The 17254-nt window shown below is 54.2% G+C and carries 10 protein-coding genes; 1 reads left to right on the top strand and 9 read right to left on the bottom strand.

Going from position 1 to position 17254, the window contains the following annotated elements:
• Positions 1-595 precede the first annotated feature (595 nt).
• Positions 596-4015, top strand: coding sequence for a leucine-rich repeat protein (locus RDM37_RS07605; protein WP_308556416.1), 3420 nt, complete (start codon positions 596-598; stop codon positions 4013-4015).
• A 184-nt stretch (positions 4016-4199) separates the two neighbouring features.
• On the opposite strand, the gene purD is transcribed toward RDM37_RS07605, so the two are convergent.
• From purD to RDM37_RS07560, 9 genes are all read right to left on the bottom strand, one after another.
• Entirely contained in the window at positions 4200-5573 is a 1374-nt protein-coding gene (gene purD / locus RDM37_RS07600; RefSeq protein WP_299366690.1) for a phosphoribosylamine--glycine ligase, read from the bottom strand.
• Entirely contained in the window at positions 5570-7786 is a 2217-nt protein-coding gene (locus tag RDM37_RS07595; RefSeq protein ID WP_308556414.1) for a DPP IV N-terminal domain-containing protein, read from the bottom strand. The genes purD and RDM37_RS07595 overlap by 4 nt, the downstream gene beginning before the upstream one ends.
• 27 nt (positions 7787-7813) lie before the next feature.
• Positions 7814-9283, bottom strand: coding sequence for a THUMP domain-containing protein (locus tag RDM37_RS07590; RefSeq protein WP_308556412.1), 1470 nt, complete (start codon positions 9281-9283; stop codon positions 7814-7816).
• Between the two features lie 43 nt (positions 9284-9326).
• Positions 9327-10811 carry a tRNA lysidine(34) synthetase TilS gene (gene tilS, locus RDM37_RS07585; RefSeq protein ID WP_308556410.1) on the bottom strand — a complete coding sequence of 495 codons (1485 nt, stop codon included), beginning with the start codon at positions 10809-10811 and terminating at the stop codon, positions 9327-9329.
• Positions 10812-10890: 79 nt separating this feature from the next.
• Positions 10891-11817 (bottom strand): C4-type zinc ribbon domain-containing protein, encoded by a 927-nt coding sequence (locus RDM37_RS07580; protein ID WP_308556407.1) that lies wholly within the window; start codon positions 11815-11817, stop codon positions 10891-10893.
• A 12-nt stretch (positions 11818-11829) separates the two neighbouring features.
• The gene (locus tag RDM37_RS07575; protein WP_308556405.1) at positions 11830-12942 is read right to left on the bottom strand and encodes a Nif3-like dinuclear metal center hexameric protein; all 1113 of its coding nucleotides are present in this window, start codon (positions 12940-12942) and stop codon (positions 11830-11832) included.
• 15 nt (positions 12943-12957) lie between these two features.
• Positions 12958-14700 (bottom strand): aspartate--tRNA ligase, encoded by a 1743-nt coding sequence (gene aspS / locus RDM37_RS07570; protein ID WP_308556403.1) that lies wholly within the window; start codon positions 14698-14700, stop codon positions 12958-12960.
• 241 nt (positions 14701-14941) lie between these two features.
• Positions 14942-15781: a zinc transporter ZupT gene (zupT, locus tag RDM37_RS07565; protein ID WP_299366675.1), complete on the bottom strand. Its 840-nt coding sequence runs from the start codon at positions 15779-15781 to the stop codon at positions 14942-14944.
• A 21-nt stretch (positions 15782-15802) separates the two neighbouring features.
• On the bottom strand, positions 15803-16729 hold the full coding sequence (locus RDM37_RS07560; protein WP_308556401.1) for a magnesium transporter CorA family protein: 927 nt from the start codon (positions 16727-16729) through the stop codon (positions 15803-15805).
• Positions 16730-17254 lie beyond the last annotated feature (525 nt).

The following is a 17254-nucleotide window of genomic DNA, read 5'->3' as shown; positions in this document are numbered from 1 at the left end:
TTTGATTCCTCCGAGGAATTTTTTATTTCCTACCTGGGAAATAAAAATTCTCCACGTGGAGATTTCAAAATATCCACGTGGAAATCACTTTTCCCCGACACGACACCGTTTTGATATGTAGTCAGTTCTAAATTATCGTAACGAGCCGGCGTCGAATTTGCCCAGCCAGGGTGATGCATTATAATCGCTCTGTCGGAAGGTTCACATGAGCGACAAGCGAGGAGTGGGAAGATCGATGAGTTCATTGTATATGAATCGTCAGCACTGGCCGAGGAAGATCACATGATAATAAGCAATCACAACATGAGACTGTTGACTTTTGCAACAGTCTCAACATAGTGGCAGAAGATCTGGAATTTTCCACGAGGCTATTTTCGATTCTCCACGTAGGAATCGGATCGAAAAGCGCATTCGTCAGGAAATAAGCCAGATCGTAATATCCTAATCGCATTGCATTTGATACAAGGCCGTCTAGATATAGGAGCAAAAGAGCCCACTTAAAAACATTTTATTATATTTGCGATCGAAATTTCCCTTGCAACTCTTTTTCAAGCTAACACAGCTCGGGACAGTCACATCCAAAACTACTATTAGTATGAATAAACTCATTACGCGTTGTATCGCGCTTCTCGCCTTGCTGCTTTGTGCTGAGGCCGGGATTAGCTCAGCCTTCGCTCAGGAAGGGCGCATCTCCATGACCTTCGCTGGGCAGGTCGGATCTGAGTACAAGCTACTACTCATGGGACGACAAGACGGAACCGTCAAGTTCGTCTGGGGCGATGGCACCTCTGAGACAAGAGATCTCTACAAAAACAAAGCAACGGCTATCAAGGACCAACTGATAGACCGCACGCTCACCATAGAGGGTGATGTCGCTGTCTTAGAGTGCTCGGGCAATAACCTCCTCAAGCTCGATGTGTCGCAAATGCCCCAGCTGACAGACCTTATCTCTCGCAAGAACTTTCACGAGGAGCTGGATCTGACGAAAAGCACAGAGCTGCGCTACCTCTTGCTACAAGACTCTCCTGTCAAGTCGCTCGACTTGTCACACTGCGCGCAGCTAGACAGCGTCGTCTGTACCAACAATAATAAGCTTCGCACCCTAGCACTGCCGCAGCAAGCTCCACAGCTGAAGAAGCTTGACCTGAGTACCTGTCCCTTTATCTCTTCGGTAAACCTCAAGGGTATGCCACGCTTGGAGTACCTCGACCTATCGGGACTGGCTCTGACAGAGCTAGATCTATCTCAAAACCTCGAGCTCACCTATCTAGTTGCTGGCAAGAGCTTCATGGGAGTCATCACCCAGCTCACACTACCCTCACCGAGCAAGCTACAGACGGTCATCCTACCTTATATCGGACTCACGAAGCTAGACCTATCAGGCTCGCCACTCCTAGAGACCCTGATGGTGAGCTATAGCGAGTCACTCTCGGAGCTCAACCTCACGGGACTAGATAAGCTCAAGTTCCTCGACTGTCAGGGATGTGCCTTCACACAGTTAGACCTCTCAGGCTGTCCTAATCTTGAGGTGCTGGCTTGCAATAACAACAGCCTGACCGAGCTCAACTGCTCCAACATGAAGCGACTCAAAGATGTAGCCTGCTACTCCAACAAGCTCAAGAAGATCGATCTAAGCGGCTGCTATGCACTCACCTCCCTAGACTGCTCGGTCAATCCTACACTAGAGACACTCCAGCTCTCACCAAGCATTCAGACGCTCGATGTGAGCCAGTGTGCACTCAAAGAGATACCCGGTCTCAATCAGCTTTATAGACTCAAGACTCTCACCTGTGGCGACAACGAGCTGACTGCGCTAGACCTCTCTAGTGCTTATGGGCTAGAGGTGCTCTCCTGTCCTAAGAATCAGATCAAGGACCTCTCGGCAGTCACACAGCTCTTTGCACTCAAGAGCCTCACCGTGAGTGACAACCCTATCACGGCTCTCACGCTACCTAATGCCTACAATATCTACTTTGTCAAGATCGATGGCACAGCACTCGATGCTTGCGCACTCAATGCGCTATACAGATCGCTGAGAGAGCGTCGTGACGAAGACTCAAAGAACGACCTCGGCGGGTGTATGCTCTTTAACGGCACTCCTGCAGCTCCCAAGAGCAAGACTCAAATAGCTGTACAAAAGGGGTGGATGGTGTCTGTCGAGGGTGACGGGTCTGGCTGCTCCGAAGAGGGTGACGACGCCTTTGACGTAGTCTATACCAACGTCGCTGGACGACTCCAAGAGGATGGTCCCGTAGAGATGTGGGAGTCAGCTACCTCTATCAAGATCAAGGGCGAGCTAAACGGTAGTGACCTAAGGGTTATCCGCCAGTTCTGTGGCTCTGATGAGTATGCCGCAGAGGTTCCCCACGCGCGTATCCGCAAGCTAGACCTCTCGGAGGCTCGCATCGTACCTGGTGGCGTCTACTACATCAAGGTTGATGACCAAGGCTCGATGAGAGAGTATGTCGTACCAGAGGGGCAGGAGACGCTCCTACCGGACAAGCTCTTCTACCACTGCTGCTCTATCGAAGAGCTTGTACTACCTAAGAATATACGAGAGATAGGCATCGGAGCCTTCTGGAAGTGTATCAAGCTACAGAAGCTCTCTATCCCTGATGAGGTAACACGTATCAATAGTACCGCCTTTGGGGTGTGCAACGCTCTCGAGCAGATTACCTTGCCACGTGACCTGGAGTATCTCGGGGGCTACGCTTTCACCTACTGTGCTAACCTCAAGGAGGTGACTATCCAAGAGGGTGTCAAGGTGCTCAACAAGCGACTCTTTGACAATGCTACAAGCCTCACAAAGGTTCAGCTACCTAGTCGGATGGACGCCTTCGAGCCAGAGGCATTCCTAGGTGCCGAGGCTCTGCAGAGCGTCACGATACCTAACGGAATCAAGACAATCCCCGCCTCCTGCTTCGATGGCTGCCGTGCCCTCCTAGAGGTGACGATACCTGCCGATGTGGAGCACATCGAAGAGACCGCTTTTCAGGACAACAACCTCCTGCACACGGTACACTTCTCTGAGGGGTTGAAGACGATCGGTCTAGATGCTTTCAAAAACTGCCGAAGCCTCAAGCAGCTGGAGCTACCCAACTCACTACAAGAGATAGCGATGGGAGCCTTCCAAGAGTGCGAGTCTATAGCCTCCATCAAGTTTGGCTCAGGGCTGACACACATTGGTGAGAAGGCCTTCTGGCACTGCCATGCACTCCAGCAGCTCGAGCTACCCAGCTCTCTCGAGCAGCTAGACTATGCTGCGTTTGCTGAGTCGACGAACCTAGAGCGTGTGACCATCGGTGCTGCGGCACCACTATGGGGTCAAAACCCCTTCCTCGGCTGCTTAAAGCTCAAGGAGTTTGTCGTAAGCGACGACAATACGACCTTTGCCACACAGGATGGTGTCCTATACAGCAAGGACTTCGTTACCCTCTACGCTTACCCTGCAGGTCGCGCCGAAACTGCACTGAGACTGCATGACAAGACTCAAACGATCGAGGACTTTGCCTTTTGGTTTGCACCGAAGCTGGCTGAGGTCACCTTCCCCGAGCATCTTAGCATACTTGGCAACACACCCTTCGGTGGCTGTAAGAGTCTCAAGCGACTGACGATGTTGACGACCACTCCTCCACAGTCCACATACGACAATGATCCCTTTGAGGGGGTAGACCGGAGTCAGTGCGAACTGATCGTCCCCAAGGGGAGCAAGGCTGACTATGAGCAGTCTCCTATCTGGCGAGGCTTCAAGATCGCAGAGGACACTGCCATCGATGCCATCCCGACAGAGCGCATAGAGCTAGCCGTGGACGGAAGCTCCTGGAGACTATCTAGTATACCCTCTAGCTATCAGACCGCTCGGGTAGTAGACTTGACGCTCCGCACACTGGCTGAGTATCCTATCGCTGATACGACCATGGCGATAGACCACACAGCGATGCCGTCAGGAAGCTATCTAATCATCCTAGAGGGCAGCACGACACAGACGAGACTAGTACTCAAGGTGTGCAAGTAGCCCTTTAGCACTATCGTGACACACTTCTCTAGGGTAGAGATTACTTTCCCTAGAGAGGAGTGCAAAGCTTCAACAATAAAAAAGGGGGGAGTAGGACTGATTTTCCTACTCCCCCCTTTGCTGTCTTGAGGTTATTGACTTATGAGACTGTTGACTTTTGCAACAGTCTCTTATGTCTACGGCTCTACAAGAGATCGTTACCTATGTCGTGGCGGTAATTCTTACCCTCGTAGAGAATCTGCGGTGCGGTGCGATAGCACGCCTCTTGAGCTGCCTGGATAGTGGTGCCTCGTGCCGTGATGGCGAGGACGCGTCCCCCATTGGTCACCACATGCCCCTCTTCGTCAAGTGCCGTGCCTGAGTGATAGATACGTATGCCCTCAGCTGGATCAGGAAGCTGGATCGGGAAGCCCTTGTCGTAATGCCCAGGGTACCCCTTGGAGACGAGGACGAGCGTCATAGCTACATCGGGAGAGATCTCTAGATCGTAGCCCGCTACCTGACCTGTCGCCATGGCGATGAGTAGCTCGAGGAAGTCGCTCTCGATACGTGGCAGTACCACCTCGGTCTCGGGATCGCCTAGACGGCAGTTGTACTCGATGACATAGGGGTCGCCCGCTACATTCATCAGTCCGATGAAGAGGAAACCGACATACTGTATGCCCTCCTCTTGCAAGCCCTCTAGCGTAGGACGTATGATGCGCTCCTCAACACGCTGCATGAAGGCTTCATCGGCAAAAGGTACGGGACTAACGGCTCCCATGCCGCCTGTGTTGGGACCTGTGTCTCCATCGCCGACACGCTTGTAGTCCTTGGCAACGGGCAGAACGCAGTAGTCGGTGCCATCGGTAGCGACAAAGACGGAGCACTCGATACCCTCGAGAAACTCCTCGATGACGATGCGCTGACCACGACTCCCAAACATACCGTTGAAGAGTTGGCCTAGCCCCTCCTCCGCTTCTTTACGATCTTGGCAGATGAGGACTCCCTTGCCAGCGGCTAAGCCGTCAGCCTTGAGGACAAAGGGTGCGGAGAGCTGATCGAGAAACTCCTCCGCCTCCTCTACATCTTGAGGTCCGAAGGTCTCGTAGCTGGCCGTCGGTATGCTGTGACGACGCATGAACTCCTTGCTGTACTCCTTGCTACCCTCGAGATGAGCACCCGCCTTGTTGGGGCCAACGATGAGCAGGTCGGGATGGCGAGCATCTTCCTGCAGGTAGTCGACGAGCCCATCGACGAGCGGAGCCTCGGGCCCACAGACGAGGAGCGTGACCCCATGCGTGGCAATGAACTCGCTCACCGCCTCATGCTTGGCGGGGTTGAGGTCTGAGACATTAGTGCCATAAGCAGCAGTACCCGCATTGCCTGGAGCTATGTAGAGCTTCCTGAGTAGCTTGCTCTCAGCTATGGCTGCTGCCATAGCGCACTCACGCCCGCCGCTACCGAGGAGGAGGACGGTCTGAGGAGCTTTTACCATTTCGATCTTAGCGTACTTCATAAATTCAGCGTCTGTAGACTTCTTCTCGTCTTGCTTTGTGTTGGGATAGATAAGGCTCATAGGTGTTCTAGGAAGTAACGGGTTATGACATAGTTGAGGTGCACGCGGTCGGGACCGATGACGTTGTGCTTGTGCCCTGGATAGTAGTAGAGGTCGGGATAGGTCTGTGCATCTACGCACGCCTTGACAAAGGCTTGCGCATGCTGCCAGACGACCACATTGTCAGAGGTGCCGTGGATGAGGAGAAGACGCCCCTTAAGGTCTTTGGCACGCTCGATGAGATTGTTTTGCTGATAGCCCTCGGCATTGTCCTGAGGCGAGTCATTGTACCGCTCGCCATACATAATCTCGTAGCGAGACCAGTCCATGACGGGACCGCCAGCGACACCCACCTTAAAGGTCTCGGGGTGCGTGAGCATCAGGTTGGTAGTCATAAAGCCTCCGAAGCTCCACCCGTACACGCCGATGCGGTTGCGATCTACATAGGGCAGGCTCTTGAGATACTCGACACCCTTCATCTGATCGGCCATCTCGGCTGTACCAACCTGACGATGGATGACCTGCTCGAAGGCAGCTCCTCGCTCGGCACTACCACGATTATCGACCGTAAAGATGATGTACCCTTGCTGTGCCATGTAAAGATCCCAGCCCGAGGCACCCCACTGTGGCGTATTGGTGACTAGCTGAGCATGTGGGCCACCATAGACGTAGACGATGGCGGGGTACTCCTTCATCTCGTCAAAGTTAGACGGCGTGATGAGACGGTAGTAAAGCTCGGTCTTACCATCAGCCGCTAGGAGTGTGCCGACAGTGATGTTGGGCATATCAAGCTTAACCCACGGATCAGGTGCTTGATGTATCTGGCGGAGCTGCAGCCCGTTATTGTCGTGAAGCATGACAGAGCGTGCGATGGTAGCACTCTGCAGCTGGTCTATATAGTACTGCTTGTCGGGGCTAAAGATCGCTTCGTGCGTCCCGGCAACCTTGCTCAGCTGTATGGTACGTCCTCGCTTGAGGTCGCTCGCGAAGATGTGTCGCTCGAGCGGTGAGGGGTACGCAGCCTGGTAGTATATGCGCTCACCCTTGGGGTCAAAGCCGTAGATGTCGGTCACCTCGCCCTCCATGTCGGTGAGCTTGCGGATCAACTTGCCCGTGCTGCTATAGAGATAGAGCTGGCGGTAGCCCTCACGACGAGACTCCCAGACGAACTGCTCGCCTCGGCTCCCAGGGACAAACATCATCGGGCGCTGAGGCTCGACATAGTGCGCATCGGTTTCCTCAAAGAGCGTCTCAACGTGCGCTCCTGTCTGGGCATCGTAACCATTGAGAAAGAGATGGTCTTGCCCTCTATTCAGCTCGGCTATGTAAACCTTCTTGCTGTTGGGGTGCCATGCCACGTTTGTCAAGTAATGCTCAGGGTCACCACCTGTCGCTAGGTAAGTGGTCTGCTGATCCTCTAGATGAAAGACGCCTAGCGTCACATGGTGCGAAGGAGTACCTGCCATCGGGTAGCGAACGGGCTGGACGACCGCCTTGTGCGGTGTCATATCGACGATGGGATAAGGTGCGACCATCGACTGATCCATACGATAGAAAGCTAGCTGACGACTGTCGGGACTCCAGAAGAGTCCCCCGTCGATGCCGAACTCGTTCTGGTGGACAGACTCGCCATAGACGACGGCAGCCTCCGCCTCGTCCGTAGCGACTAGCGTAGGAGCCTGAGGCTTGCTGCCTGCGGGCTGTATGGTGTAGATCAGGAGCGTACCCTCCTCGCTCTTGACCGCTAGATTGCGTTCGTTAGGACTGAGGAGTGAGGCGCGCTTTTCGATCTCACCGGTGGCGAAGTATCCGACGATCTGCTTTTGCTCTATATCTATTAGGTATAGTCCCTTGGACAGCTCCACCTCTAGGTAGTGGCACTGTGGGGTAAAGTCGTAAGCAACCAGTGGATAGAGCTTGTCGGTTTTGTCGTAAGGCTTGAGGAGCTGAACGAGCTCGTCCTGCGTGAGAACGGTCTGCTCCTGTCCTCTCGTCGGGGTGTAGACCCGTAGACTCCGGTAGTCGCCACCATCTACTGTGTAGGTGTAGCCACTCTGTAGCCAAGCAAGCCCATAGACAGGCTGCGGGTAGAAGTCTGACCGAAAGGTCTTGCCTCCATAAGTGACGGTCTCAAGGTCTAATCGTTGCTTCGTCTGTCCCTGCAGGAGTGGTGTGAGCGTTAGCGTAAGAGCTCCGAAGAGCCATAGGGCGTAGTGACGCAATGTGCTATTCATAGATCAGTATGGCGTGATAGATGTTACTTATTCGTTGTCGTTTGGTTCAGCTTCATGGACGAAGGTCTCGTCGCTGCCGAAGGTTTGGATATTGGCCTTATAGCCAGAGCTAGAGGAGCCAGCGGGGTGTGGTCCTTTCGTGCGCTGTGTGCCACGATGCGCAGACCTGTCGTAAGGCTTGTCGTAAGGTTTGCCACCACGTCCCTTGCTGTAAGCCGGCTTGTCGTAGGCTGCCCGATGTCTGTGAGACTCTTGCCCTTTGCCTCGGTGAAACGCTTCGCCACGCTCTCTCCGCTGCGGAGTCTCTTCACGCTGAGCGATCTGCTCCTTGTACTCCTTGTGCTTGCCCTCAAAGAGTGTATAGCCACGCAACTCGCAAGGCAGCGATCCATTGTAGAGCTCCTCGCGCAAGTCGTGCTTGAGCCCGATCGCATGAAAGTGCTCTGCCTGATGAGCGATGATCCACGCCTGAGCTCCGGCGAACTGGAACTTGAGCGTACGACCGATCATACTATAGAGTTGCTCGAGATCATAGTCTGAGAGACGCTCCCCGTAAGGCGGGTTCATCACGAGCAGACACTTAGGATCTGTCTCCGCCTCGGGGTGTGGCAGATGCTGATCAGCGAAGTCGCCTACCGAGAGATCTATGTAGCGAGACATACCCGATCGGGTGACGTTGCGCTTAGCCTTGGCAATGGCTTGAGGAGAGAGGTCAGAACCATAGATGTGGTAGTCGAAGGAGTGCTCCGAGGAGTCGTCATTGTACACCTCACTGCAAAGCTCACTGTCGAAGTCTGGCCACCGCTCGAAGGGGTAGCTCTCACGATAGATGCCTGGAGGCGTACCCGTAGCGATCAGCGCAGCCTCCACGAGGAAGGTGCCTGACCCACAGAAAGGATCCATCAGATCGCACTGTCCGTGCCAGCCCGCCTTGAGCAGGATGCCCGCCGCCAACACTTCGTTGATAGGAGCACGATCTTGCTCCATACGATAGCCCCGCTTGTGGAGGCTCTCACCCGAAGAGTCTAGACAGAGCGTCACATGCTGCTCCGCAATGTGTAGGTGGAAGATCAGCTGCGGATTGGAGAGCTTGACCGAGGGGCGCTTCGTGCCACCCGTTTGCTCTCTAAAGTAATCGACGATCGCATCTTTCGTCTTATAGACCACGTAGCGACTATGCTTGAAGGTCGATGAGTAGACCACCGCATCGACCGCAAAGGTCATATCGGCCGTAAGCCATTGGCTCCAGTCGAAGTTTAGCAGCGTCGTGTAGAGGATGTCTATATCCTCCGCGTCAAACTCATAGATGGGTCTCAGCACCTTAAGAGCTGTGCGGAGGTACAGATTGGACTTGTAGAGCATCTTGAGATCTCCTTCGTAAGAGACCATGCGACGTCCTATCTGTATATTGTCTGCACCGAGGGCTGTCAGTTCTTGTTCCAATACTGGCTCCAGCCCAGGGAGCGTCTTGGCGATCATGGGAAAGGTCTTCGTCATGCTTTATAAGTCGATTCTAGCTGTAAAAGTACAAAATAAACGGCTAATGAGCTACTGTATGTGGCTTCGTATATTCCTCAAAGGGATCTGATAATGTAGTCGAGAAGGTGATCTCCGCCCAGCGACGAGTCTGTGGCGTGAGCTGGTAGTCAGCACTGCGACACACACCAACGAGCCACAGCGTGGCGCCCGTATGATTGTCGATGAGTTGCGCCGTAGCTGGCCTGCGTGAGGGGAGCACCTTAGCGTCGCGTAGGAGCTTCGCTAGAGGCTTGCGTCCTTTCATGCCCAGCGGTGCGATCCATTGCTCGCCATCGGTAGAGGCTCTAAACTGTAGCGAAGGCGTTGCAACTCGGAGCTGGTCGTAGTCGACCAAATAGCTGTAAGGCGTGAGCGTCCTAATCGCAGGCGGTGGCGTCTCCGAAGAGTCGTGTACCGCTATCGTTATCGATCCTAGCGGGTGATCTAGCACAGCTCCCGCTTGCCAGCTCTCGATAGCCGGCAGCTCTAGACAAAAGTTGGCCGCTTGCTCCAAACGCGCCAGGGTCTCACTGGTCGTACCTATCAGATAGCCACGATAACGCTCGATGATCCCCCCGCGACCCTCATAGCGAGCATAGCTGTCGGCACGTTCAGACTTTGTGCAGTCCATCAGGAGTTGCTGTAGCACCAAGCGGTCGCAGTCAATCGCTGCGAAGTGACTATAGAGGAGGACGAGCGGTGCTATCTGCTGACGGAGCCATGCGATCTCTAGCGGCTGTTTGGCGTCTGTGGGGAGTGTACTCCTTATATAATAGTCTTGCAGCTGCTCCAAGTCTCGCAAGATGTGAATCGTCGAGGCGACTGCTTGATCAAAGGAGGGGTTGAGCTGGTCAAAGAGCGGACGCAACGTGTGCCGGACGAAGTTGCGCCGTATGGTTGTGTCCGCATTCGTCGAGTCTGTCACAAAAGGCTGCTCGGCAATGCGCAAGAAGTCATAGATAAGTCGAGGCGGCGTGTCTATGAGCGGACGAATATACTTCCCCTCCTCACGAATAGGGAGCATACCCCGCAGTCCTCGTACGCCCGCCCCTTGGGAGAGGTTGATCAGGAGCTGCTCCACATTGTCCTCCAGGTGATGCCCGAGAGCAATGCTCTGCGCATCGTACCGCTCATACAGCTCATCGAAGAAGTCGTACCTCAGCTCCCGCGCTGCCATCTCTACGCTCACCCCTTTGTGCGTAGCCGCATAGCCATAAGTGTCAAAGGAGGCACGCTCTAGTGGCACCCCGAGCTGCTCACAAAGCTCTGTGACAAACGCCTCGTCACGATCACTCTCTGGGCCTCGCAGATGAAAGTTGCAATGCGCCGCTACACAGCGGTACCCTAAAAGAGAAAGCCCCCACAGAAGTGCCGTCGAGTCGGCACCTCCGCTGAGGGCTATGATGACCACCCGCTGGCTCTTTCGGTCTAGCAGCTCATACTGCTCGATCGTGCGACGCATCTGATGCACCAAAGCATGATTGAGTAGCGTACGTCGCTGAGACACAATGCGAGGGAATGAATGTCGTAAAGGGAGAGAGCAGGCGACAGAGCGTCTGAAGCGTCTAGTCGCCAGAAGTGGAGACTTACTTGTCTGCTTGATCCTTGCTAGAGGCAGCCTTCTTGGTACTCTTAGAGGCAGTCGTCTTCTTAGTAGCAGCCTTCTTAGTAGTAGCAGCCTTCTTAGTAGCAGTCGTTTTCTTGGTTTCCTTTTTCTTTGTGTCGGCCTTTGTGTCAGTCGTCTCCTCTACTGGCTCCTCCTCGATGTCTGGGTCGATGAGTACACGTCCGCAGTACTCGCAGACGATGACCTTGTTGTGTAGCTTGACCTCTAGCTGACGCTGTGGCGGGATGTGGTTAAAGCAACCACCGCACGCCTCACGCTCTACAGGCACGACAGCCAGTCCATTGGAAGCGCCCTTGCGTAGACGTTGGAATGCCTTGAGGATGCGCTCATCGATCTGCGCCTCCAGCTCGTTGGCACGATCACGGAGTTGCTCCTCCTCGATGCGGGTCTCGGCAATGATCTGCTCTAGCTCCTCGCTCTTGGCCTGATGATCCTCCTCGCGCTCCTTGATGCGCTCTTGGAGCTTGGCGATGTCATCCTTGCGACCTTGTAGCTCCGCATTGAACTCACGGATATGCTTCTGCGCTAGCTGTATCTCAAGCTCTTGAAACTCGATCTCGCGCGACAGGTGCTCATACTCACGGTTGTTGCTCACCGCATTGAGCTGCTCCTTGAGCACATCGAGCTTATCGTTTGCCACAGCGATCTTTTGATTCTCACCACTGACCGACTGTGAGAGCTTTTTGGCAGCAGCGTTGTACTTCTCTAAGCGTGTCTTCAGTCCCTCGATTTCGTCCGCTAGATCTTCGATAGCTTGGGGTAGCTCGCCTCGTAGTAGTTTGATCTTGTCAATACTGGTGAGCGTCTCCTGTAGACGCTTGAGGGCGATGAGCTTCTCCCGGATACTACGCTCGGCTACTTCGTGGGTCGTTGTATTAATGCTCATAGATGGTGTTGCTTAGAAATAGTGAATAGGATTGGTGTCAGCATCTGACGTATGGATGACAAAGTTACGATATTTATCCGACAATGCATCATAGAGCATCGTGCGCGTGCAGTGCTCACTCTCGAAGTGCCCTAGCGTGATCAGCCAGAGACGCCCCTGCACGTCGAGATAGTCGTTGTACTTGGCCTCACCTGTGATATAGACCTCTGCGCCTGAGCGCATAGCCTCTCCGATGAATTCGTGACCACCGCCACTGCCTCCACAGAGTGCTATGCGACGGACCGGCTGCGTGGGGGGATTTGAATAGGCGATGCGCTCCACGGCTGGCAGCGTAGCTAGCTGCTCTAGCAGCTCCTGCGGCGTCAGCGCACTAGGCAGTTCGCCTATGACCCCTAGCCCACTCGTCGGGTGATCCATCACGATCGGGATCACCTCGTAGGCCGGCACCTCATAGGGATGCGTCGCTATGAGTGTCGTGAGGGCTTGCGAGAGTCGCTCCTGTGGCACGAGCACCGAGATCATCTCCTCCTCGACCGCCTCCAAGGCGCCATGTGTGCCAATGGTCGGATGCGTCTCAGCTCCTGGACGGAAGTGCCCTACCCCCGAGCAACTATAACTACAACCTGTGTAGCCACCCAGCGAGCCAATGCCCGCCTCCTCGTATGCGGTGCGTAGCGCATCGGCGTGACTGTGCGGTATATAGGTCTGCAGCTTGTAAAAGCGGCCTCGCTGAGGCATCATTGGTCGCCTACCCTCACGCTTGAGACCGATCAGGTTGGCCAGATAGTGATTCACCCCCTGCGTCGTCTCATTGTCTGCCGACGTGTGACAAGCGTAGATAGCGATATTGTTTCTCAAGGCAAAAGCCACGCAACGCTCCTGATAAGTCGCGGGCGTGATCCGCTTAAGTCCTCGAAAGAGGATCGGATGATGCGATATGAGCAGGTTGCACCCACGCTGCAGGCACTCCTCGAGTACCGCCTCGGTCGTCTCCACAGCTAGCATGATGCCACGTAGCGGTTGCGTCACGTCACCCACCTGAAGACCCGAGTTGTCGTAGCTCTCCTGATAGCTCAGCGGATAGCACGCCTCTACCGTACGAACTACATCTCCTATCGTGACCATAAGGACTCCTATATATTATAGTGTCTCCCGCACCGTCAGGTGTAGCTCGTCAAGCTGCTCCGGATCTAGTCGTGCAGGCGCATCGATCATCACATCACGACCCGAATTGTTCTTCGGGAAGGCGATACAGTCACGTATCGAGTCCAGCTCAGCCATGAGCGACACCCAGCGATCCAGTCCGAAGGCGATACCACCGTGAGGCGGTGCGCCATACTTAAAGGCATTCATCAAGAAGCCAAACTGCTCCTCGGCACGCTCCTTCGTAAAGCCTAGTACCGCAAAGACTCGTGCCTGTAGCTCCGCATCGTGGATACGGATAGAGCCACCGCCCACCTCGACACCGTTGATCACCATGTCGTAAGCATCCGCACGGACGCTACCGGGGTCGCTCTCGAGACGATCTTGGTCCTCAGGCTTTGGAGCCGTAAAGGGGTGGTGCATCGCATAGTAGCGCTGCGTCTCCTCGTCCCACTCGAGTAGCGGGAAGTCGACCACCCAGAGGCACTCATAGTGCCCTGGCTGCATCAGACCCAGCTCGGAGGCGATGTGTAGACGTAGCGTGCCCAGCTGCTTCTGTGCCGGACGCTTGTCCCCAGAGATCAGGAAGGCTATGTCGCCAGGCTGCATAGACAGCTTATCGGCCAGTACTTTGAGTTGGTCAGCATCGAGGAACTTGTCGAAGCTACTCTTCATCGTCCCATCAGGCTGATAGCGTAGCCAGAGCAACCCCTTGGCACCCACCTGTGGGCGCTTGACAAAGTCGGTCAGCTGGTCGATCTGCTTACGCGTGTAGTCCGCCTTGCCCGTGACCACAATAGCGCCGATGTACTTAGCGTCATCAACCACGCCAAAGCCATGACCCTGTATCGTCTCCGTCACCTCTGCGATCTCCATACCGAAGCGCAGATCGGGCTTGTCGCTACCGTAGCGATCCATAGCCTCGTACCAAGTCATGCGTCGTAGTGGCGTGGGGAGGTCAATGCCACGGATCTCCTTAAAGAGATGCTTTGCCAGCCCCTCGAAGGTGCTCAAAATGTCGTCCTGCTCCACGAAGCTCATCTCGCAGTCTATCTGCGTAAACTCTGGCTGACGATCGGCACGTAGATCCTCATCTCTAAAGCACTTCACGATCTGGAAGTAGCGATCCATGCCCGCGACCATCAGTAGCTGCTTGAAGGTCTGTGGCGACTGAGGCAATGCGTAAAACTGCCCTGGGTTCATACGACTAGGCACCACAAAGTCTCGCGCACCCTCGGGTGTCGAACCGATCAGCATCGGCGTCTCGATCTCTAGGAAGTGGAGCCCGTCGAGATAGCGTCTCGTCTCCATCGTCATACGGTGACGTAGCTCTATATTGCTCAGCACCGGTCTACGACGCAGGTCTAGGTAGCGGTACTTCATACGCAGGTCATCGCCACCGTCACTCACATCTTCGATCGTAAAGGGAGGCGTGTCGGCACGATTCAGTACCTCCATACGATCTGCGAGGATCTCGATCTGTCCCGTGGGGATCTTTTCATTGACACTGCTACGCAGGCGTACGGTACCCGTCACCGCCAGCACCCACTCACGCCCCACCTCACTGAGGAGTCCCTGATGCGACTCATCAAAGAAGATCTGCGTAATGCCATATCTATCACGTAAGTCGAGGAAGGTCATAGCTCCCATGCGACGAATCTTAGCGACCCAACCCGCGAGCGTCACCTGCTGTCCCTCGTCAGAGGCACGCAGAGCTCCACACGTATGCGTTCTGTACATAATCTGATGCTACCTATTTCTATATCTATCTTTTTTGTCTCGCAGAGACCGATACACTATGCGCCAGCCTCCACTAGCACAAAAGTACACAAAAACAAGCACATCGAGATTAGAGGCTAGAAGTTAGAGATTAGAAATTAGAGGTTAGAGATTAGAGATTAGAGTCCCGATGGCTCCGATAGCTCTGATAGCTCCGATCACTCCAGCTAACAGCCAACAGCCAATCGCTAACAGCCAACAGCTAAAGCAGCAGCAGGCTGAGTGCCATAAAGGCCATACCCCCGATGAGCCCGTAGAGTGCCGTATGGTGGTGACCAAACCGCTCCGCAGCAGGGAGTAGCTCGTCAAAGGAGATGTACACCATAATGCCCGCAATCATCGCAAAGCAACAGCCCATCACCGTCGGGGTCAGGAAAGGGCGCAAGAGCAAGAAGCCCAGCAGTCCGCCAATAGGCTCAGCTAGACCCGATGAGAGCGAGAGAAAGAAGGCTTTGCGCTTATTGCCCGTGGCATGGTAGATAGGGATAGCCACCGAGATACCCTCCGGGATGTTGTGCAGCGCAATAGCGATAGCTATTGGCAGTGCCAATGAGAGATCGGTCAGCGCAGACATAAAGGTGACCATACCCTCGGGGAAGTTGTGGATAGCGAGGACTATCGCTGTTACCATACCAGTACGCAGCAGGCTCTGCTCGTGCGCTGTCGTCGTCTGGGCGGGTTCATTCTGAAGGCTACGCACAGCACTCTGGTCGGGCAGCTCGTGAGGGTTTTCCGCCTCCGGGATCAGCCGGTCAATGATACCAATCAGCGCTACCCCCGCAAAGAAAGCGAGCGTAGCATAGAGCGTCGCCAGTCGCTCTCCATAAAACGGCGTCATCGTCGTCTCGGCAGAGCGAAAGAGCTCCACAAAAGAGACATAGACCATCACGCCCGCTGAGAAGCCCAGCGAGACCGATAGGAAGATGCGGTTGGTGCGCTTGGTAAAGAAGATCAGAGCACTCCCGATGCCGGTGGAGAGACCCGCCCAGAGGGTAATCAGAAAGGCATAAAAGACCTGTGTACTACTCGTATCTAGTAGCATAAACGTCTAAAGCGTCTGAAACTAGAACCAGTGGATGCGCTTAAAGAGCCAGAAAGCGATCGCCGAGAAGATCAAGCAGACCACCATAATCCCTATAAAGGCCAACGGATGCTCAGCCCACGGCAGATCGACGTTCATACCATATAGTGAGGCGACCAACGTCGGGAGCATCAGGATCATCGAGATACTGGTCATGCGGCGCATGATCGTATTGATATTATTGTTGATGATCCCGCCGAAGGCATCCATCGTCCCGTTCATTACATCGCTGTACACATTGACCATATTGTACGCCTGGTTGAGCTCGATAGCGACGTCCTCCGCCAGATCGGCATCATACTGCTCATAGTGGCTCACCTTAAAGCGTCCGATGACCGACTCATTGCCTCGTATGGAGGTGTTGAAGTAAACCAAGCACTTCTGCAAGCGCATCATCCGTAGGAGGTCTTCGTTGCGGATGCTTTTCTCCAGAGCCTCCTCGGTCTCTAGGATCAGGAAGCTGATCTGCTTCAAGTACTTGAGAAACCATACGGCTGAGCTCATGATGAGCCGGAGAATAAAGTCTATATCCGTATCGACCGAGATACCCTTGCGCTGATTGTGCTGGATGAAGTCGGGAATGAGGTCCGTGCGGTGGTAGCAGATGGTGACGACGAGCTGCTTCTCAAGGTGCGAGATGACACCGATGGGGACCGTGTTGTAAGGGGTCGTGCCCTCGGGTGTCTCGATCGGGATACGTATGATGGTGAGTCGCCAGCCGTCCTCCTCCTCCGTACGAGGGCGCTCATCGCTATCCGCTGTATCTCCGATGAAGCCGTCGGGGATGCCCAGTTCGTCGCAGAGGTAGTCTATATCCTCCGAGGTGGGCTGCACCACTTTGACCCACGTGTGTGGCTCTAGGGTGTCGACTTGAGCAAACTGCTGCTTGGGTAGGTAAAACTTCCGCATAATATCTATGGCTCTTAAGGGGTAATTGGTAGGGGGTGAAACTTAAGAGACCTCCTGCTCCTATGCGGTACCTAGTCAAGTAGATCTAGGCGTTGGGATACCCTAGGCAGACGCTAGGGCGTAGGCTCCGCAGTAGAGGAGGTCTACACGAGAGACTTCGAGGCTCACTCGGCGGTAAGGAGTCGTCCATAACGATTCTAGGGATTAATACGTTTACGTGATCAGTAAATTAAGGAGCATGACCGGCAGACCTATACAATAACTATATATAAGCGGCCGCCCCATGCCTCTACCCCGCAAAGGTACGAAAATTAGAGAGACGTCGCCCTGTGGGGAGGGAATCCTCCGATCTCTAACTTCTAACCTCTAATCTCTAATAACATATCTTTACAGGGAAATTCGTCCGATTCTCTCCTTTCTCGAATATCCACGTGGAAAATCTCAAATCTCCACGTGGATATTTTTTATTTTGTCCTCTCCTGAAATAGTACACAGTTGGGAAGCCAACCCCAACAACTATGAAAG

Origin of the sequence: uncultured Porphyromonas sp. (genome assembly GCF_902489635.1) — a bacterium.
GTDB lineage: Bacteria > Bacteroidota > Bacteroidia > Bacteroidales > Porphyromonadaceae > Porphyromonas.
The sequence above is the reverse complement of the archived record's forward strand: the minus strand, read 5'-3'. Positions and strand labels throughout refer to the sequence as shown.

Coding starts and splice junctions, on each gene's coding strand:
- RDM37_RS07605 (WP_308556416.1), top strand. CDS start 596: ATGAATAAACTCATTACGCGTTGTATCGCGCTTCTCGCCTTGCTGCTT.
- purD (WP_299366690.1), bottom strand. CDS start 5,573: ATGAGCCTTATCTATCCCAACACAAAGCAAGACGAGAAGAAGTCTACA.
- RDM37_RS07595 (WP_308556414.1), bottom strand. CDS start 7,786: ATGAATAGCACATTGCGTCACTACGCCCTATGGCTCTTCGGAGCTCTT.
- RDM37_RS07590 (WP_308556412.1), bottom strand. CDS start 9,283: ATGACGAAGACCTTTCCCATGATCGCCAAGACGCTCCCTGGGCTGGAG.
- RDM37_RS07580 (WP_308556407.1), bottom strand. CDS start 11,817: ATGAGCATTAATACAACGACCCACGAAGTAGCCGAGCGTAGTATCCGG.
- RDM37_RS07575 (WP_308556405.1), bottom strand. CDS start 12,942: ATGGTCACGATAGGAGATGTAGTTCGTACGGTAGAGGCGTGCTATCCG.
- aspS (WP_308556403.1), bottom strand. CDS start 14,700: ATGTACAGAACGCATACGTGTGGAGCTCTGCGTGCCTCTGACGAGGGA.
- zupT (WP_299366675.1), bottom strand. CDS start 15,781: ATGCTACTAGATACGAGTAGTACACAGGTCTTTTATGCCTTTCTGATT.
- RDM37_RS07560 (WP_308556401.1), bottom strand. CDS start 16,729: ATGCGGAAGTTTTACCTACCCAAGCAGCAGTTTGCTCAAGTCGACACC.